Origin of the sequence: Agromyces luteolus (assembly GCF_009729855.1) — a bacterium.
Taxonomy (GTDB): domain Bacteria; phylum Actinomycetota; class Actinomycetes; order Actinomycetales; family Microbacteriaceae; genus Agromyces; species Agromyces luteolus.
The window spans coordinates 379,210-398,429 of record NZ_WODA01000002.1 but is presented as its reverse complement, the minus strand read 5'-3'; the positions used below and the strand labels follow the sequence as shown (position 1 = coordinate 398,429).

The window sequence follows — 19,220 nt, the reverse complement described above, 5'->3', positions numbered from 1 at the left end:
GTTCCGGACCATCGCTTCCACCAAAGGAGATATCCAATGACTGCACGTGCAGTGTCCGAGGCCACCTTCGACCAGGAGGTGCTGCAGAACGACAAGGCCGTCCTCGTCGACTTCTGGGCCGAGTGGTGCGGTCCGTGTCGCGCGGTGAGCCCGATCCTCGACCAGATCGCGACCGAGCACTCCGACAAGCTCGACATCGTCAAGCTCAACGTCGATGAGAACCCGGGCCTCGCGATGAAGTACCAGATCACCGCGATCCCCGCGATGAAGGTCTTCAAGGGCGGCGAGGTCGTCCGCACCGTGATCGGCGCGAAGCCGAAGCCGATCCTCGAGCAGGATCTCGCCGAGTTCATCGGCTGAGCATCGCGATTGTTCCCGAGGGCCCGTAACCGTATCGATCGGTTACGGGCCCTCGTCGTGCGTGGGGGTGCGGGGCCGCGCGGGCGGCATCGCCGGGGCGGCATCGCGGGGCGGCCCCGCCGGGCGGCGTCACGGGTGCGGCGTCACGCAGTGGCATCCGGTTCGGGCGCCCCGACGCGGCTGGCTAGCATGGAATGCCTGAGCAGAACGGAATCCAGCAGTGACCTCTGACGGAGTGCCCCAGCGGGCCGGCAACAACCTCGATCCGTGGTACGCGAACTACGCCGACCGAGCCGCCGGCTTCGCCGCCTCCGAGGTGCGCGCGCTGTTCGCCGTCGCCTCGCGACCCGAGGTCGTCTCCCTCGCGGGCGGCATGCCGTACGTCTCCGCGCTCCCGCAGGAGCTCATCACCACGGCGTTCGAGCGCACGATGCGCGAACAGGGTCCGGTCGCCCTCCAGTACGGCTCCGGCCAGGGCATCCCGTCGCTGCGCGAGCACATCCTCGAGGTCATGTCGCTCGAAGGCATCCGTGCGTCGGTCGACAACGTCGTGACCTCGACCGGTTCCCAGCAGGCGCTCGACTTCGTGGCCAAGCTCTTCCTCGATCCGGGCGACGTCGTGCTCGCCGAGGCGCCGTCCTACGTCGGCGCCATGGGCGTCTTCCGGTCGTACCAGGCGTCCGTCGTGCACGTCGCGATGGACGACGACGGCCTGATCCCCGAGGCGCTCCGCGAGACCATCGCGCACCTGCGCGGCCAGGGCCGTCGCATCAAGTTCCTCTACACGATCCCGAACTTCCACAACCCCGCGGGCGTGACGCTCTCTGCCGCACGCCGCCCCGAGATCCTCGAGATCTGCCGCGCGAACGAGATCCTCGTGCTCGAGGACAACCCGTACGGTCTCCTGCACTTCGACGAGCCCGCACCCGACGCGCTTCGCTCGATGGACCCGGAGGGCGTGATCTACCTCGGGTCCTTCTCGAAGACGCTGGCTCCCGGGTTCCGCGTCGGCTGGGCGCTCGCACCCCACGCCATCCGCGAGAAGCTCATCCTCGCGGCCGAGTCGGCGATCCTCTCGCCGTCGTCCTTCAGCCAGCTCGTCGTGTCGGAGTACCTGTCGCAGGCCGACTGGCGCGGGCAGATCGACGCGTTCCGCGGCGTCTACCGCGAACGCAAGGACGCGATGGTCGAGGCGCTGGGGGAGTACCTGCCCCAGCTGTCGTGGACGAACCCGAACGGCGGGTTCTACGTGTGGGTGACCCTCCCCGACGTGCTCGACTCGAAGCAGATGCTCCCGCGCGCGGTCCGCGAGCTCGTCGCGTACACGCCGGGCACCGCCTTCTTCGCCGACGGGCGCGGTCGGCACGCGATGCGACTCTCCTTCTGCTACCCGACCCCCGACGCCATCCGCCTCGGCATCCGCCGGCTGGCGACGGTCGTCAACGGCGAGCTCGACCTGCTCGACACCTTCGCCGGGACCGGAACGCTCCAACTCCCCGATCGACCCGGCATCGAACTCGCCCCGCCCACCGACCTGAAGTAGTGGAGAACCCCTGATCATGAGCGATTCCACCGGCCTTTCCGTCGTCGTGCTCGCCGGGGGCATCTCGCACGAGCGCGACGTCTCGCTCCGCTCGGGGCGACGCGTCGCCGACGCCCTCACCGAGGCCGGCCACCGCGTCGAACTCCGCGATCCCGACGCCGGACTGCTGCCGTACCTCGCCGAGCACCGACCCGACGTCGTGTTCCCGGCGCTGCACGGATCGAGCGGCGAGGACGGCACCCTGCTCGAACTGCTGGCGGCGCTGCGGATCCCGACCGTCGGCTCGACGGGCGCGGCCGCCCGTCGGGCGTGGTCGAAGCCGGTCGCGAGTTCGCTCGTCGCCGGGGCCGGCGGTGCGGTGCCCGAATCGATCGTGCTCTCGCACGAGGCCTTCCGCGAGCTCGGCGCCGCGAGCGTGCTCCGCGTGGTCCGCGAGGCGCTGCCGGGCGACCTCGTGGTGAAGCCAGGCTCGGGCGGCTCGGCGCAGGGTGTCACCATCGTCGCGGCGCCCGCCGACCTCCCGCGTGCGATGGTCGACGCGTTCACCTACGCCGACGTCGCGGTCGTGGAGCGACGGGTCATCGGCACGGAGCTCGCCGTAGCGATCGTCGAGACGGATGGCGCAGCGCGCGCCCTCACTGCGGTCGAGATCGTCCCGTCTGCCGGCGTGTACTCGTTCCAGGCGCGCTACAACGCGGGGGAGACCACCTTCTTCTCGCCCTGCCGCCTCTCCGAGGAGCACGTCGAGCGGGCCACGGCGGCGGCGCTCGCGGCGCACCGCACGCTCGGCCTTCGCGACCTCTCCCGTGTCGACCTCATCGTCGACGACGAGGGCACCCCGTGGTTCCTCGAGGCGAACGTGCTTCCCGGCCTCACCGAGACCTCGCTCGTCCCCCTCGCGATCGAGGCCTCGGACACCGATGCCTCGACGGTCTACGACGGGCTGGTCCGCACGGCCGCGCGCCGCGGCGCCTGATCCGTCGGAGGGGCTTCGGGGCGATCAGAGCCCGTCGAGGTCCTCGCCCAGCTCGGACAGGATGCGCCGCAGGTCCTGAACGGTCGCGAAATCAATGCTGATCTGGCCCTTTCGAGCACCGATCGAGATCTTGACGCGCGTGTCGAGCCGATCGCCGAGTCGGGTCGAGAGGTCGTCGAGGAACTCCTGGCGCTTGCCCGCGGCGGGCTTGAGGCGCGCCGGCTTCGGCGCGGACGCGGCGATGGCCTCGGCGGCGCGCACGGAGAGGTCCTCGTTGACGATCTTGTCGGCGAGACGCTGCATTGCCTCCGGGTCGCCGGCGGCGAGGATCGCCCGCGCGTGGCCGGCGCTCAGCACGCCGGCGGCCACGCGCACCTGGACCGGCTCGGGGAGCTTCAGCAGCCGGAGCGTGTTGGAGATCTGCGGCCGGGATCGACCGATCCTCGTCGCGAGTTCCTCCTGGGTGATCCCGAAGTCGGCCAGCAACTGCTGGTAGGCGGATGCCTCCTCGAGCGGATTCAGCTGCGAACGATGGAGGTTCTCGAGGAGGGCATCGCGGAGCATCGCCTCGTTGGCCGTGTCCTTGACGACGGCGGGAATCGAGTCGAGGCCGGCGGCCTTGGTCGCGCGGAGCCGGCGCTCGCCCATGACGAGTTCGTACTTGCCGGGCTCGTCGGGGTGGGGTCGGACGACGATCGGCTGCAGGACGCCGAACTCGCGGACCGAATGGACGAGCTCCTCGAGGTCGTCGGCGTCGAACACCGAGCGTGGCTGCTGCGCGTTCGGGACGATGTCGTCGGGGTTGAGCCTGGCGAGGTGGGCTCCGGGCACCGTGACGAGGTTCGCCTCGACGGCGTTCTCGACCGCGGCGACCGCGGTCGTCGGGGCCTCGCTCTCCCGGAAGAAGACGTCGACGGGACGGGTGACCTTCGGCGCCGTCTCCTCGTTGGTCGGGATCAGGGCGCCGATCCCGCGCCCGAGTCCAGTGCGCTTGGTCGCCATCAGACGGACTCCTTCTGTTCGGACGCGTTCTGCACGCCTCGCCATGCGATCTCCGCTGCCGCTTCCCGATAGGAGAGGGAGCCGGTCGAGGCGAAGTCGTAGCTGATCACGCTCTGTCCGTAACTCGGGGCCTCGGAGACGCGGACCGACCTGGGGATGATCGTGTCGAGCGTCTGGGTGGGGAAGTGGTCGCGGACCTCCTGCGCCACCTGCTGGGCGAGATTCGTGCGCGAGTCGTACATCGTCAGGAGGATCGTCGTCAGCCGCAGTTCGGGGTTCAGGTGACGCTCGATGAGCTCGATGTTGCTGAGCAGCTGCGAGAGGCCCTCGAGCGCGTAGTACTCGCACTGGATCGGGATGAGCACCTCCCGCGCCGCGACGAACGCGTTGATGGTGAGCAGTCCGAGCGACGGCGGGCAGTCGATGAACACGTAGTCGTAGGGGCGCTCCATCGTCGCCAGGTGCGCGTCGAGGGCGCGGCGGAGCCGCTGCTCGCGAGCGACCAGCGAGACGAGCTCGATCTCGGCGCCGGCGAGGTGGATGGTCGCCGGCACGCAGTCGAGGTTCTCGTGCTCGGTCGACGGCTGCACGACCTCCGCGATCGCGAGATCGGAGACGAGGACCTCGTAGACGCTCTGCAGGTCCGATCGGTGATCGACCCCGAGGGCGGTCGAAGCATTCCCCTGCGGGTCGAGGTCCACGACGAGGACGTGCGCCCCGGCGCGCGCGAGTGCCGCGGCCAGGTTCACCGCGGACGTCGTCTTCCCGACCCCGCCCTTCTGGTTCGAGATCGTGAAGATGCGCGTGGTCCGGGGCAGCGGCAGCACGGCCTGGTCGAGCGCGATTCGGCGCCGGGTCTCGTCGGCAAGCTGATCGGCCAGGGGAGTTCCTCCGTATGATTCCGGTGTTTCACGTGAAACCGACCCAGCCGGGCCGGCGACCACGGCGTGACTCGTCGTCGCAGCAGCTGGGTGGGAGGCCGGCTCTGCGTGTTCGGCGTCATCGACTCCGGACTCCGTCGGCGTCTCCACACCCGCCCCGACAGCATACGGCTCCGCCGGAGCGGATGCCGCCCCGAGCGCAGTCTCGCGATCGGCCGGGATCCGTTCACGGTCGGCCGCCAGGGGAGGCTCGTCGACCTCCGACGAACGGAGTTGCGGATCACCCTCACCGGCAGGAGGGAGCGGTGCGCTCGGCGCCGACGGCATCGATGCGCTCGTCTGGCCGGTGACCGCACGCGATGGCGACTCGTCCTGCGGTCGCGGCTGCTGGAGACTCGAGACCGTCTCGGCCGTCGCGTCACCGACGATCTCGCGGATGATGTCTTCGAGCAGCTTGTCGGGATCGCTGTGGGGGAGCGGGGTGTTCGCCGGGCGGACCGCAGGTACGGACTCGTCCGAGAGTGCGGCCGCGGTCGCCGCATCCCAGTCGTACCGCGTCACCGCCCCTGCGGCACTCGACGCTCCGCCCTCGGACGACGGAGCGTGTGTCGGCGCCTTCTCGTCGCGATCCGCGGTGGGTGCCGCACCCGGTGCGCGAGTGCTCGTGTCGTCCGAGCGCGGCGCCTCGCCCGCCGCGGTCGTCTCGGGAGTGGGACGGTCACCGACACCGCGGCGCCATGCCTCTTCCGGCGGCGCCCAGCGCCGGTCGGGGTCGTCGGAACTCGGAGCACGGGAGTCGGGCGCGTCCGGAACGTGGTCGGAGGGCCGACTCGGGGCCATCGGCTGAGGTGCCGATCGTTCGCCGCTTGCGCCGTCGGACGTCGGGCGCAGGAGGGAATCGAAGTCGGGACGGGTCGACTCGTGCACCTGGCGTCTCGCTGCCTCGGCTCGCTGCTCCGCTTCATAGGCTTCGATCCGGGTGGGCTCGGGCCGGCGTTGCTCCGTCGCCGGTGCGACGGCATCGGACTGCGGCTTCCTGCGTTGGAACCAGCCGCGTCCACCGTTCGCCATGCCGTACTCCTGACCCATCCGAGACCGCACGACGAGCCCTGCGGTCGCTCCGAGTCCCCAGCCTAATCGCCGTCGCGGGTGCCGGCTGAGAGCCGTCGCCGCGGACGGTCGAACTGGTCGAATGCACCTCCGCGAGGTCCACGATCCGGCAGGTTTCTCGTGGAACGTCGACCTGGCCGAACCTCGACCCTTCGGCCGCGACGGAGCTTGAGATGGGGGAGACGGGCCCGATCTCCCTGCGGCGTCATGTCGTGACTCACCGAATGTCCGATGCCGCTCCGCCCGTCCCGGTTCGCCAACCTCAGCGGGACGACGTTCCACGTGAAACGCTTGCGAGCGCCCCGAACGATCGGCTCCGACGCCACGCGAGCGAGGATGCGGCGGCCATTCACTCCGCACGTTCAGCCGATCCTCCCTGGCACGGACCACCATCCGGATCATGTGCCCCCGGAGGTGGACGGGGAGCGAAGCCGCTACGGCTCGCGTGGTGCCGGCCGAGGACGCGCACGCGACGTCTCCGTCCAGTCGGCCGGTGGGAGGCGACCTGCGTGGCTCCCGTGGCGCACGCCACGCACGCTCGGTGCGCGGGACTGAATGGCAGAGCGTCGCCGGACGATCGATACAGCTTGCCGTGCGCACCGCCCGGGTCGACGCGCCTTCGGTGCGACCATCGCGAGCTCGTCGGCTCCGTCTGAAGGGGAGGCCGCGGCGCCATCAGCCGAATCCGGACCGCCCGCCGCGTTTCACGTGGAACCACCGTTGAGCGAAACGTCACGCACGACAGTCGAGGACAGCGCGAACGGCGGCGGTTCGTCGGATGCGGAGACGCGCCGATGCGAGTGTGCGGCCAGTACCTACTCGAGTCGTCCTTGGACGAAGCAGCAGAACCGCCCCGGCGATCGTTCAGTCCACAGCGCCCCGGACGGGCGTTCCGACGGATGACGCGTCGGACAGCACGGCGGAACCGAGACCTGATTGGCCGCATCGGAGACCTCGCGATGAGCGAACCCGACCGGCACGCCCCACCGCCGGCGTCCACGCTGCGGCGCGCTGCCTCCTCGAACTGGGCGTCGCCCGTCACCGCGCCTGAGCCGCCGCCCGCGTTTCACGTGAAACGGTGGCTGTGCAGTGCGGCGGCCCAGGATTGCCTCACCGCCCTGAGCACTCGACCGTCCGGATGGGCGGAACGTGTCGCCGGGGGCGCACGTGGCGGGCCCACCCAGTTCCGCCCGGCGCCGACCTCGCTCCATTCGATGCAGACGTCGGTAGGCGACGTCCCCAAGCCGCGTCCGCGGCGTACGGTCAAGACCGCAATCCCAGCCTCTGCACGAGGAGCCCGCGCGCGACGGACGTCCATCCCAGACAGACGACCGGGATGGCCGTCGTGCCTCAGGGCGACACTGAGGCGGTCCGGAACGCCCGCGCAGTTCCTGTCGCGCCGGGACACCGGCCCGTTTCACGTGAAACACGCACACCGCCGTCATCAGCTCACCGGGCCGTAGTCCGCCCTGATCGATCCGTCGGCCGCGTCCAGCGCAACGACGCCGCCGTACGGCAGGATCCACTGCGGCCGGGTGTGGCCGAACGGCGGCCCGACGCACACGACGGCATCCGGGTTGTACCGCGTGACCTCCGTGATGATCGCATCGCGCTGCGCAACGCGATGCGCGGCGCGGTCCTCCGAGGAGCGCATCACCTCGAGTGAGCTCGCCGGCGGCCGGGCCGCGACCACCCCGCTGAGCGGCTGCAGCAGGCCCCGCTCGCCCATGGCGCGCAGGATCCGTGTCACCCAGTCCGCGGGCGGCAGCAACTCACTCGTCTCGATCAGCAGGATCGAGCCCTCGAGCACCTCGGGGGAGAACGGGAACCGCCCGGCGACGAGCAGCTCGTCGAGGACCTCGAGGCATCCGCCCCACGTGGGGCCGCTGCGCGCACCGGTGCCACCGGCCCACGCCCACGGCTCGGTGCGCTCGCGCGCCCCGAATTCCGACAGCGAACGTGGGTCCGTCCACGGCACGCCGAAGTCCTCGGACTCGCCCGGTTCGACCACTTCGAGGATCCCGCCCTCCAGCAGCGCAGCGCGCAGCGAACGGGCATGCACGTCATCGACCCGTGCGCCCGCCCCCAGGTGGACCTGGGTGCTGCCGCCGTAGAAGCTCGCGACGCCGTTCGTCCAGAGCCAGTTGTGGAGATTCGTGTTGTCGCTGTAGCCGACGAACGGCTTCGGATCGCGCCGGACGGCAGCGGAATCCAGGTGGGGGATGACGAGGATCTCATCGTCCCCGCCGATCGTCGCCAGGACGGCCCGGATCGACGGGTCGGAGAACGCCGCCATCAGGTCCGCGGCTCGGTCGGCCGGACTCGCGTCCGGCCGACGGGTGGTCGGGTACTCGACGGGAACGAGTCCGGTCAGGTCCTCGAGCCTGCGCATCCCCTGCTCGTGGATCGCGGGGAAGTGGGCGGGCGCGGCCCACGCCGGCGAGAGGGCGGCGACGCGATCGCCCGCGCGTGCCTTGGGTGGCTGGACGACGCGATGACCGGGCATGTCGAGATCATCTCGCACAACGGGGCTCGGCGCATGGCCGCCGGCCGCTGGGAGGAACGTTCGAGACGCCGGATCCGGCAGGCGAAGCGCGCGCTACTCGGAGGGGACTCGGGCCCTGAACACCCTCGTCACATCGTCGACGACGCCCTCGCCGAGGACCATCACCTCGACGTCGGTCAATCGATACTTGCGGATCGCCTTCTCCGCCGCACCGATCTCGCCGTCGACGCCAGTGCCCTTCATGAGCACGAGTTCGCCACCGGGACGGAGCAGGGGAGCCGTGATCGGGATGAGCGTGCGGAGCGCGCTCACGGCGCGGGCCGTGACCTGGTCCAGTCGACCCGTGAGCTTGGCCTCCTCGGCACGGGCCCGGACCACGTCGACGTTCTCGAGGCCGAGTTCACCCACCTGCCGTTCGAGCCAGGCGACTCGGCGCTCCATCGGTTCGATGAGGGTCAGGTGCACGTCGGGACGGGCGATGGCGAGGACGAGGCCCGGAAGTCCTGCGCCGGACCCGACGTCCCCGACGCGACCCGGTCGGAGGAGTGGAGCCACCAGGCCCGAGTTCACGACATGGCGCGTCCACAGTCGAGGGAGTTCGAGCGGTCCGATCAGGCCGAGTTCCTCGCCGTGCGCCGCAAGGTTCTCGGTGAAGGCGCGTGCGACGTCGAGTCGGTCGCCGAACACCACGGCCGCAGCGGCCGGCTCGGGCTCGACGCCGGTCGGCTGGGCGGACTCCGCGTCAGTCATGTTCCACGTGAAACGTCGGCGGGTCAGCCGACGCGCGTGATGACGGTGTGACGGTCGGAGCCCTCGCCGCGCGATTCCGAGTGCAGGCCGCGCTCGGCGACGAGGTCGTGCACGAGCTTCCGCTCGTACGACGACATCGGCGGGAGCGCCGCCTCGGACGCACCGGCCTCGATGCGCTCCGCAGCGCGGGCGACCAGGCGTCCGAGCTCGTCGCGTCGCGCGTCGCGCGATCCGCCGACATCGAGGATGAGACGCGAGAAGGCGCCGGTCTTCGTCTGCACCGCGAGTCGCGTGAGTTCCTGCAGCGCGGCGACGGTCTCGGGACGGGAGAGCACAGCCAGGCTCGCGGGCTCGGCCGCGTGAACCGAGACGTAGGCGCGGCCGTTGCGCGCATCGATGTCGATGTCGCCGTCGAGGTCGCAGATGTCGAGGAGCTCCTCGATGTAGTCGGCGGCGATGTCGCCCTCCTCCTCGAGCTGCTCGAGGGTTCGGGTCGCGGTGTCGTGCTGGACGTCCGTCATCGCGGTCACTTCCTGTTCTGCTTCTTCGAGCGGTTCTTGCTCATGGGCTGCTGCCGCTGCGTCGTCGTCGGCTTCTGCGGCTCCGCCTCGTCGCCGTCCGACTTCGTCTCCACGACGAGCTTGCCCTTGCGGGCCAGCCGGGCCTCGCGGGCCTTGGCGGCATCGCTGCCGGGGGTCGGCATGTTCCGGATGACGATGAACTGCTGACCCATCGTCCAGAAGTTCGAGACGAGCCAGTAGAACATCACGCCGAGCGGGAAGGCCACACCCGAGAACGCGAAGACCAGCGGAAGCAGGTAGAGCAGGATGCGCTGCTGGCGGAACATCGGGCTCGCCTTGGTCTCGGGCGACATGTTCTTCGAGACGATCTGCAGCTGCGTGATGAACTGCGACGCCGTCATCAGGATGATCATCGTGACGGCCACGAACATGGTCGAGGCGCTGAACGGGTCGCCGGCGATCATCGCGTTCCACTCGCCGATGAAGGTCGAGTTCAGCGGGGCCCCGAGGAACGTCGCGTTCGAGAACTGCTCGGCGAGCTGCGGCGTCATCGCGCCGACTCCGCCCCGCTCGGCGTGGATGGACGCGTCGTTCAGCACCGAGAAGAGGCCGAAGAAGATCGGCATCTGGAGCAGGAGGGGCAGGCACGAGGAGAGCGGGTTCGTACCGGTCCGCTTGTAGAGCTCCATGGTCTCGCGCGACATCGCCTCGCGCGAGAACTGGTCCTTCTTGCCCTTGTACTTGTCCTGGATCTTCTTCAGCTGCGGCGCGACCTCGAGCATCCGCCGCTGGCTCTTGATCTGGCGGACGAAGATCGGGATGAGTGCCGCACGCACGACGACGACGAGGCCGACGATCGCGAGCACCCAGGTGAGGCCCGCGTCCGGGTCCATCCCGAGGAAGGTCCACAGCGAGTGGAATGCGACGAGGATCAGCTCGATGGCCCACTTGATGGGCCATAGGAGGATGCTGAAGATGTCCATGGGGGTGGGTCAGTCCTTCCGGGACGTGATGGGGGAGCGTTCGGGTGCGGCGGTGCTCGCCGCGACGGATGCCGCGCCGGCACCGTTCGACGCGTGGTCGTGGGCGCCGGCGGAGTGGTCGGATGCCTCGCGGCCGTGCCCGTGGCCGTGGCCGGCGTGCGCCTCAGCGGCCGAGGCGATGGCGGGGACGCCGGCACGCCGACGTCGGCTGTGGTCGACGTGCCGCCCCCGCGGGCCGGCCCAGTCGGCCGGGATGACGAGGCCGACGCGGGTGACGTGGAACCGACGGACACGCGGCAGGGGGACGTCGTCGATGCCGCCGGCGGTCCAGGGGTTGCACCGCACGATGCGCCAGGCGGTGAGCGCGGATCCGATCACCAGGCCGCGATGCTGCACCGCGCCGAGGCCGTACGCCGAGCAGGAGGGGTAGTAGCGGCAGACGTCGCCGTAGAGGGGGGAGACCACCGCCCGGTACGCGCGGATGAGCAGTACGCCCGCGTTGCGGGGCAGGAGCCAGACGAACCAGGCGAGGTTCTTCACGTCAGAGGTCTTCCACTGGGGCCGCCGTGGGCCGGGACGCGACGCGACGACCGGTGCGTGCGGCGAGCGCCGCGCCGAGCTCGTCGCGGAGTTCGGCGAACGCGGCCTCCGAGGCTGCGGGAAGTGCACGTACGACGACGTCGACGGCGGTGACTCCGCCGTCGACGAATTCGCGGCCGGCTGCCTTCAACCGCCGCCGCACCAGGTTGCGGCGGACGGCCGTGCCGACCTTCTTGGACACGATGAAGCCGAAGCGTGCGTCGGAGCCCGACTCCCGTGAGCGGATGTAGCTCACGGTGTGGGCACCGGCGACCTTCGCACCACGGCGCACGATGAACCGGTAGTCATCGGCGCTCGTGATGCGGTTGGCTTTGGCGAGCACCGAGGAACTTACGCGGAGAGCTCGGTGCGGCCCTTGGAGCGGCGGGCCGAGAGGATCGCGCGGCCGGCACGCGTGCGCATGCGGGCGCGGAAGCCGTGCTTCTTGGCGCGACGACGGTTGTTGGGCTGGAACGTACGCTTGCTCATCTTCTTCTCCGGCTGGGAAATTCCGCGCACGGACGCGTCACAGGTGCGCCGGCGGGGAGAACTCGGTGCCCGAAAGGGCTGCGGTCAACTGATTAAAACTACGGCTTGCGGATGCCACGGTCAAACCGAGCGCACTGCTGGACGAACATTCTCCACCGATCCACAGGTTGCCTCGCGGAACGACACGCCGAGCCCGGCCGGGATCCCCCGACCGGCATTTGTCGCAACAGGTCCGATTCGCTAGCGTGTGACTCCAGTTATCCCCAGCCTGTGCGGCGGAATCCCGCGGTTCTCGCAAGTCTGCCCACAGGCGGTGGACAACGTTGTGAACAGACGCCTTCGGGCCGCTCCGCCGAATCGCTCGGGGGAGCGACGAGCGGTCGCCGAACGGTGCGAGAGATTGCGGGGAGCGATGACGGAACAGCCCATCAGCGAGACGTGGGCGACGGTCCTCGAGCGACTCTCGGACGACGACGCGATCACGCCGATGCTGCAGGGGTTCCTCAGCCTGGTCGAACCCAAGGGCATCGCGGCGGGCACCTTCTACCTCGAGGTGCCGAACGACTTCACCGCGAGCATGTTGAACCAGCGCATGCGGGTGTCGCTCCTCTCGGCGATGACCGCGATCGAGGCACCCTCGCCGGTCACGTCCTTCTACGTGGTCGTCAACCCGGAACTCGAGGATCTGCGCCCGGCGGAGCCGGCCGCGAGCGGTCCGATGGGGCAGGTGCCATCCGTCGGCCCGGGCGGGCCGGGCATGGGCGGAGTCGTACCCCCGACGCTCGGCATGGACGGCGCGGACGAGGTCGCCGTCGGACCCCAGCCGATCTTCGACAGCGGAAGCGGCAACATCGACCGTCCCCGCGACGCGCGGCTGAACCCGAAGTACTCGTTCGACAGCTTCGTCATCGGCCAGTCCAACCGCTTCGCGCACGCGGCGGCCGTGGCCGTGGCCGAGGCGCCCGCGAAGGCCTACAACCCGCTGTTCATCTACGGCGACTCGGGCCTGGGCAAGACCCACCTCCTGCACGCCATCGGCCACTACGCCATGAGCCTGTACCCGGGCATCCGCGTCCGGTACGTGAGCTCCGAGGAGTTCACGAACGACTTCATCAACTCGATCGCCAACAACCGCGGCTCGCTCTTCCAGCAGCGCTACCGCAACATCGACATCCTGCTGATCGACGACATCCAGTTCCTGCAGGGCAAGGCCGAGACGCAGGAGGCCTTCTTCCACACCTTCAACACGCTGCACGACCACAACAAGCAGGTCGTGATCACGAGCGACGTCCCGCCGAAGCACCTGACCGGCTTCGAGGACCGCATGCGCAGCCGGTTCGAGTGGGGCCTCATCACCGACGTCCAGGCGCCCGACCTCGAGACCCGCATCGCGATCCTCCGCAAGAAGGCGCAGAACGAGCACCTCCAGGTGCCCGACGACATCCTCGAGTACATGGCGTCGAAGGTCTCGAGCAACATCCGCGAGCTCGAGGGAACCCTCATCCGCGTCACGGCGTTCGCGAGCCTGAACCGCACGCCGGTCGACATGCCGCTCGTGCAGACGGTCCTGAAGGACCTCATCACGGACGACACGGACAACGTCGTCGCGCCGGTCGACATCATCACGGCGACGGCCGACTACTTCAAGCTCACGGTCGACGACCTGTACGGGTCGAGCCGCTCGCAGGCGGTCGCGACGGCCCGCCAGATCGCGATGTACCTCTGCCGCGAACTGACGAGCCTCAGCCTGCCGAAGATCGGCCAGCTGTTCGGCAACCGCGACCACACGACGGTGATGTACGCGAACAAGAAGATCTCGGAGCTCATGAAGGAGCGACGCTCGATCTACAACCAGGTCACCGAGCTGACCGCGCGCATCAAGCAGAACGCCCGCTACCGCTGACCCGATCCGGTGACGGATGCCGCGCCCTCGCGCGGCTCGCCGGCGCGCCTCGCGACGGCTCGCGACGGCTCGCGCGCCGTCTCCGAGAGCCCGCCGACACGATTCCGCACAGGTGTGGAAAATCTGTGGATTGTTGACGAGCAACCGCGCCACGACTGTTGAGACGGCCCGTCGGCCTGTGCACAACTCAGTACACCGCTCGTCGACGACGGATGCCGCGACGACGTGTTTCCACACACCGTGCACAGGCTCGAGGGCCTCAGATCGGCACCAGTTCGCGGATCTCCGAACGCCATCCACAGTTTCCACACCGGTTAACACCGTTAAGAGATAGATGGATTAACCCACGGCGTTCGGCAACCTGGGATCGGGCGGGTCCAGCGCGCGGCGACGCCGCGTCCCGGCGCGCGAAATCACCCCGCCGGAATCGGGCGTCCGGATAGCATGGGAGCCACCCAGCACCTCCACGACGGGAGAACCGTGAAGTTCCAGGTCAATCGCGACGTCTTCAGTGAGGCCGTGTCGTTCGCCGTCAAGCTGCTGCCGCAGCGCACGACCCTCCCGATCCTCTCCGGGGTGCTGATCCAGGCCGAGGGCGACGGACTCGTCCTCTCCTCCTTCGACTACGAGGTCTCCTCGCGCACCGAGATCCAGGCCGACGTCGAGGAGCCGGGCACCGTGCTCGTGTCCGGCCGCCTGCTCGCCGAGATCGCCGGCCGCCTGCCCAACGCCCCGGTGCGCGTCTCGACCGAGGAGTCGCGCATCTCGGTCACCTGCGGATCCGCGAGCTTCACCCTGCTGTCCATGCCCGTCGAGGAGTACCCGTCGATCCCCGAGATCGGCGAGCAGACCGGCGTCGTGCCGGCCGAGGAGTTCGCGTCGGCCGTCGCACAGGTCGCGGTCGCGGCATCCCGCGACGACGTCACCCCCGTCATCACCGGCGTGCAGCTCGAGGTGCGCGAGACGAACCTGAGCCTCGTCGCGACCGACCGCTACCGTGTCGCGATCCGAGAGATCGACTGGGACGGCGGCGGCGTCGCCGGCGAGGGCGACGCCGCGACGACCGCGCTCGTCCCGGCCCGCACGCTGCAGGAGGTCGGGAAGACCTTCGGCCACTCGGGCACGATCTCGGTGGCGATCACGAGTCGCGACGACCGCGAGCTCATCGCGTTCTCGGCCGACCGCAAGACGGTCACGAGCCTGCTCATCAAGGGCAACTTCCCGCCCGTCCGCCGGCTGTTCCCCGAGACGGTCGACAACCACGCCGTCATGAACACGGCCGAGCTCATCGAGGCGACCCGTCGTGTCGCGCTCGTGCTCGAGCGCGAGGCGGCGCTCCGCTACTCGTTCACCGCCGACGGGCTCACGCTCGAGGCCATCGGCAGCGAGCAGGCCCAGGCGTCCGAGTCGATCGACGCGATCCTCACCGGCGACGACACGGTCGTCTCGCTGAAGCCGCAGTTCCTCCTCGACGGACTGCAGGCGGTGCCGAGCGAGTTCGTCCGGATCTCGTTCACCAAGACCGAGAACCCGAACAAGCCGGGTCCCGTGCTCATCACGAGCCAGACCTCGCGCGAGCAGGCCGGCGCCGACACCTACCGCTACCTCCTGCAGCCGAACCTGCTGCTCCGGTAGGCCGATCGCGCCGCGATGTCGGCGCGGGCGGGTACCGTGGTGGTTCGCGAGAAGGGAGCCGCACCGTGCACGTCGCGAGGCTCTCGCTCACCGACTTCCGCAACTACCGATCGGCCGAGCTGGCGTTCGAGCCCGGCGCCACGGTCATCGTCGGGCGCAACGGGCAGGGCAAGACCAACCTCGTCGAGGCGATCGGCTACCTCGCCACGCTGGGCTCGCATCGGGTCTCGAGCGATCAGGCGCTCATCCGATCCGGGGCGGATGCCGCGATCGTCCGCGCGCTCCTGTCGGCCGGGGGGCGCGAGGTGCTGCTCGAACTGCAGCTCAACCGGCAGGGCGCGAACCGCGCCCAGGTCAACCGGGGCACGGCGAAGCCCCGCGACCTGCCGCGCTACGCGCACACGGTGCTGTTCGCGCCGGAAGACCTGGCGATCGTGCGGGGCGAGCCGTCGGTCCGACGGCGCATGCTCGACGGGCTGCTCGTGCAGCGAGTCCCGCGGCTCGCGGGGGTCATGGCCGACTACGACCGGGTGCTCAAGCAGCGCAACTCGCTCCTGAAGAGCGCCCGCGCGCGCGGGATCGCCGCGTCCCAACTCACCACGCTCGACATCTGGGACGAACGGCTCGTCGAACTCGGCGCCGAACTCATCGACCGGCGCGAGGAGCTCGTGGCCGAACTCCGCGAGCCGCTCGCGGCCGCGTACCGCTCGATCGTCGACGACGACCATCGCCCCGAGCTGCAGTCGGTGCTCTCGATCGACGGAGCCGACCCCGACGCCGAGCCGGCGGATGCCGCGTCCGCGGCGCCCGACGGCGCGACCGACGCCGAGGCGTCCGTCCGGGCCCCCACGGCAGAACGGTTCGCCGCGGCGCTCGCGTCGATGCGACGGAGGGAACTCGAGCGCGGCGTCACCCTCGCCGGGCCGCATCGGGACGACGTGCTCCTCCTCCTCAACGGCCTCCCCGCGAAGGGCTACGCCAGCCACGGCGAATCCTGGTCGTTCGCGCTCGCGCTCCGGCTTGCGTCGGCCGAGCTGCTCCGCCGCGACTCGACCACCGGCGACCCGGTGCTCGTGCTCGACGACGTCTTCGCCGAGCTCGACCGGATGCGCAGGCAGCGGCTGGCCGCTGCGGTCGGCGGGTACGAGCAGGTCCTCATCACCGCGGCGGTGCTCGAGGACGTGCCCGAGCCGCTGTCCGACCGGGTGATCCGGATCGCGGGCGGCGAGGTCGTCGAGTCGCCGTCGACCGGGGGGCAGCCGTCGCACGACGAGCCCGCGCCATCCGCCCGACGCATGCCGTCGGAGGCATCCGGTGTCTGAGGCGGCGCGCACCTACCAGCACTTCCGCGAGATCTTCGGGGGCGAACCGCGGACCCGGCCCGGTCGGGCGCGCGTGCGCGCCCGCGAGGTCGAGGGCAGCGAGCCATTCACGCCGGGCCGCGACCCGAAGCCGCTCGGCGCGGCCATCGACGCACTGACGGCGCAGCTCGGCTGGACCGGCGCGCTCTCGCAGCAGGAGCTGCTCTCGGCGTGGCCCGAGATCGCCGGCGAGGACATCGCCCGGCACTCGGAGCCCATCGCGATCGAGGGCGGCGTCCTCCAGGTCCGGTGCGAGTCCACGGCCTGGGCGACGCAGCTCCGGATGATGCGCGAGGAGCTCATCCGCGCGATCCTCGAGCGGCACCCCCGGGCGGGCGTCGACACCATCCGTTTCCAAGGGCCGGATGCCCCCACCTGGAAAAGGGGTCCCAGATCGGTTCCAGGGCGCGGTCCACGCGACACCTACGGCTGAGAAGGCAAAATCGGTCACTTCGCCTCTCTCGAGCCCGCAGATCGGCGCGGAGCGGCTCGGGTGACGACCGGATCTTGATAGGATCGAGAGTCGCCAGAACGACGGTTTGGAGCCCGATTCACCCATGACAGCGGAACCGACGAAGGCCCAGGGTGCGCCTGAATACGGCGCGGACGCGATCCAGGTTCTCGAGGGCCTCGAAGCGGTTCGGAAGCGTCCCGGCATGTACATCGGCTCGACCGGGCCACGCGGACTCCACCACCTCGTCTACGAGATCGTCGACAACTCGGTCGACGAGGCGCTCGCCGGCTTCGCCGACGACATCGACGTGACGATCCTGCCCGACGGCGGCGTCCGGGTCGTCGACAACGGTCGCGGCATCCCGGTCGACACGCACAAGACCGAGGGTCGCTCCACGGTCGAGGTCGTGCTCACCGTGCTGCACGCCGGCGGCAAGTTCGGCGGCGGCGGCTACGCGGTGTCGGGCGGCCTGCACGGCGTCGGATCCTCCGTGGTGAACGCGCTCTCGAGCCGCCTCGAGGTCGAGGTGAAGCGGCAGGGGCACGTGTGGCGGCAGTCCTTCGCCGTCGGCGTGCCGACGGCCCCGCTGTCGCAGGACGAGGCGAGCAGCGAGACGGGCACAACGATCACGTTCTGGCCGAGCGCCGACATCTTCGAGACCGTCGAGTTCGACTACGAGACGCTCCGCACCCGGTTCCAGCAGATGGCGTTCCTCAACAAGGGGCTCCGCATCACGCTGACCGACATGCGGGCCGGCCACGTCGAGATCGACCCGGAGGACACCCCGACGACCGGTGCGATCACGATCCCCGTGCAGCGCACCGACACCTTCCTCTACGAGCGCGGGCTCGTCGACTACGTGGAGTACCTCAACAAGTCGAAGAAGGCCGAGCTCGTCAACGACGAGATCATCTCCTTCGAGGCGGAGGACACCGAGCGGCACATCGCGCTCGAGGTCGCGATGCAGTGGACGACGGCGTACACCGAGTCGGTGCACACGTACGCGAACACCATCAACACCCACGAGGGCGGCACCCACGAGGAGGGGTTCCGTGCGGCGCTCACGACGCTCGTGAACCGGTACGCGCGCGAGAAGGGCATCCTCAAGGAGAAGGACGACAACCTCTCGGGCGACGACGTTCGCGAGGGCCTGACGGCCGTCATCTCGGTCAAGCTGTCCGAACCGCAGTTCGAGGGCCAGACGAAGACCAAGCTCGGCAACACCGAGGCGAAGTCCTTCGTGCAGCGCGTCGTCGGCGACCAGCTCGGCGACTGGTTCGACCGGAACCCGAACCAGGCCCGAGACGTCATCCGCAAGGCGCAGCAGGCCGCCACCGCACGCATCGCAGCGCGCAAGGCGCGCGAGGCCACCCGCCGCAAGGGATTCCTCGAGACCAGCGGCATGCCCGGCAAGCTCAGCGACTGCACGAGCAAGGACCCGACCGTCTCGGAGATCTTCCTCGTGGAGGGCGACTCGGCCGGCGGGTCGGCGAAGACGGGGCGCAACCCCGAGACGCAGGCCATCCTCCCGCTGCGCGGCAAGATCCTGAACGTCGAGAAGGCGCGACTCGACCGGGCGCTCGGCAACGCCGAGATCCAGGCCATGATCACGGCGTTCGGCACGGGCATCGGCGAGGACTTCAACCCCGACAAGGCCCGGTACCACAAGATCGTCCTCATGGCCGACGCCGACGTCGACGGCCAGCACATCACCACGCTGCTGCTCACGCTGCTGTTCCGCTACATGCGTCCGCTCATCGAGATGGGCTACGTCTACCTCGCCCAGCCGCCGCTGTACCGCATCAAGTGGTCGAACGCCGACCACGACTACGTCTACTCCGATCGCGAGCGCGACGCGGTCATCGCCGACGGCCAGACGGCCGGCCGGCGCCTGCCCAAGGAGAACGGCGTCCAGCGCTACAAGGGCCTCGGCGAGATGAACCACCAGGAACTGTGGGACACGACGATGAACCCCGAGACCCGCACCCTGCTGCAGGTCACCATGGACGACGCGGCGGCGGCCGACGAGATCTTCTCGACGCTGATGGGCGACGACGTCGAGTCGCGCCGCGCATTCATCCAGAAGAACGCGAAGGACGTGCGTTTCCTTGACATCTGATCGCACGAGCCGCGTCAGCGGCGACTCGATCGAGGTCGAGTAGCCGGC

Annotated in this window: 17 protein-coding genes; 8 read left to right on the top strand and 9 right to left on the bottom strand. The window is 69.7% G+C overall.

Annotation, left to right across the window (positions count from 1 at the left end):
• The first annotated feature begins 36 nt into the window (after positions 1-36).
• The 3 genes from trxA (at position 37) to GLX25_RS02045 (ending at position 2,879) form a co-directional block, all read left to right on the top strand.
• Positions 37-360 carry a thioredoxin gene (gene trxA, locus GLX25_RS02055; protein WP_129233079.1) on the top strand — a complete coding sequence of 108 codons (324 nt, stop codon included), beginning with the start codon at positions 37-39 and terminating at the stop codon, positions 358-360.
• Between the two features lie 220 nt (positions 361-580).
• A complete protein-coding gene (locus tag GLX25_RS02050) occupies positions 581-1,903 on the top strand; it encodes an aminotransferase-like domain-containing protein (protein ID WP_166548345.1) in 1,323 nt (440 codons plus the stop codon).
• A gap of 16 nt (positions 1,904-1,919) precedes the next feature.
• Complete coding sequence (locus tag GLX25_RS02045; protein WP_155840493.1) at positions 1,920-2,879, top strand: D-alanine--D-alanine ligase family protein; 960 nt, start codon at positions 1,920-1,922, stop codon at positions 2,877-2,879.
• 24 nt (positions 2,880-2,903) lie between these two features.
• Here GLX25_RS02045 and GLX25_RS02040 read toward each other — a convergent pair whose 3' ends face one another.
• From GLX25_RS02040 to rpmH, 9 genes are all read right to left on the bottom strand, one after another.
• Entirely contained in the window at positions 2,904-3,881 is a 978-nt protein-coding gene (locus GLX25_RS02040) for a ParB/RepB/Spo0J family partition protein (protein ID WP_155840492.1), read from the bottom strand.
• On the bottom strand, positions 3,881-4,825 hold the full coding sequence (locus GLX25_RS02035) for a ParA family protein (RefSeq protein WP_271192338.1): 945 nt from the start codon (positions 4,823-4,825) through the stop codon (positions 3,881-3,883). Before GLX25_RS02035 ends, GLX25_RS02040 begins: the two co-directional genes overlap by 1 nt.
• Positions 4,826-7,316: 2,491 nt before the next feature.
• Entirely contained in the window at positions 7,317-8,378 is a 1,062-nt protein-coding gene (locus tag GLX25_RS02030; protein WP_155840491.1) for a S66 family peptidase, read from the bottom strand.
• A gap of 93 nt (positions 8,379-8,471) precedes the next feature.
• The gene (gene rsmG / locus GLX25_RS02025; protein ID WP_155840490.1) at positions 8,472-9,128 is read right to left on the bottom strand and encodes a 16S rRNA (guanine(527)-N(7))-methyltransferase RsmG; all 657 of its coding nucleotides are present in this window, start codon (positions 9,126-9,128) and stop codon (positions 8,472-8,474) included.
• Between the two features lie 23 nt (positions 9,129-9,151).
• Positions 9,152-9,649 carry a Jag family protein gene (locus GLX25_RS02020; protein WP_155840610.1) on the bottom strand — a complete coding sequence of 166 codons (498 nt, stop codon included), beginning with the start codon at positions 9,647-9,649 and terminating at the stop codon, positions 9,152-9,154.
• Positions 9,650-9,654: 5 nt separating this feature from the next.
• Entirely contained in the window at positions 9,655-10,632 is a 978-nt protein-coding gene (gene yidC, locus GLX25_RS02015) for a membrane protein insertase YidC (RefSeq protein WP_155840489.1), read from the bottom strand.
• A 9-nt stretch (positions 10,633-10,641) separates the two neighbouring features.
• Positions 10,642-11,172 carry a membrane protein insertion efficiency factor YidD gene (yidD, locus tag GLX25_RS19470; RefSeq protein WP_166548344.1) on the bottom strand — a complete coding sequence of 177 codons (531 nt, stop codon included), beginning with the start codon at positions 11,170-11,172 and terminating at the stop codon, positions 10,642-10,644.
• Between the two features lies 1 nt (position 11,173).
• Positions 11,174-11,554 carry a ribonuclease P protein component gene (gene rnpA / locus GLX25_RS02005; RefSeq protein ID WP_166548343.1) on the bottom strand — a complete coding sequence of 127 codons (381 nt, stop codon included), beginning with the start codon at positions 11,552-11,554 and terminating at the stop codon, positions 11,174-11,176.
• An 8-nt stretch (positions 11,555-11,562) separates the two neighbouring features.
• Positions 11,563-11,700 carry a 50S ribosomal protein L34 gene (gene rpmH, locus GLX25_RS02000; RefSeq protein WP_064002918.1) on the bottom strand — a complete coding sequence of 46 codons (138 nt, stop codon included), beginning with the start codon at positions 11,698-11,700 and terminating at the stop codon, positions 11,563-11,565.
• A 412-nt stretch (positions 11,701-12,112) separates the two neighbouring features.
• Here rpmH and dnaA point away from each other — a divergent pair, with 412 nt between their 5' ends.
• The 5 genes from dnaA (at position 12,113) to gyrB (ending at position 19,172) form a co-directional block, all read left to right on the top strand.
• A complete protein-coding gene (gene dnaA, locus GLX25_RS01995; RefSeq protein ID WP_155840488.1) occupies positions 12,113-13,603 on the top strand; it encodes a chromosomal replication initiator protein DnaA in 1,491 nt (496 codons plus the stop codon).
• A 480-nt stretch (positions 13,604-14,083) separates the two neighbouring features.
• Positions 14,084-15,238: a DNA polymerase III subunit beta gene (gene dnaN / locus GLX25_RS01990; protein ID WP_166548342.1), complete on the top strand. Its 1,155-nt coding sequence runs from the start codon at positions 14,084-14,086 to the stop codon at positions 15,236-15,238.
• 65 nt (positions 15,239-15,303) lie between these two features.
• Complete coding sequence (recF, locus tag GLX25_RS01985; protein ID WP_166548341.1) at positions 15,304-16,560, top strand: DNA replication/repair protein RecF; 1,257 nt, start codon at positions 15,304-15,306, stop codon at positions 16,558-16,560.
• The gene (locus tag GLX25_RS01980; RefSeq protein ID WP_166548340.1) at positions 16,553-17,032 is read left to right on the top strand and encodes a DciA family protein; all 480 of its coding nucleotides are present in this window, start codon (positions 16,553-16,555) and stop codon (positions 17,030-17,032) included. The genes recF and GLX25_RS01980 overlap by 8 nt, the downstream gene beginning before the upstream one ends.
• Positions 17,033-17,156: 124 nt before the next feature.
• Positions 17,157-19,172, top strand: coding sequence for a DNA topoisomerase (ATP-hydrolyzing) subunit B (gene gyrB, locus GLX25_RS01975; protein ID WP_155840486.1), 2,016 nt, complete (start codon positions 17,157-17,159; stop codon positions 19,170-19,172).
• Positions 19,173-19,220 lie beyond the last annotated feature (48 nt).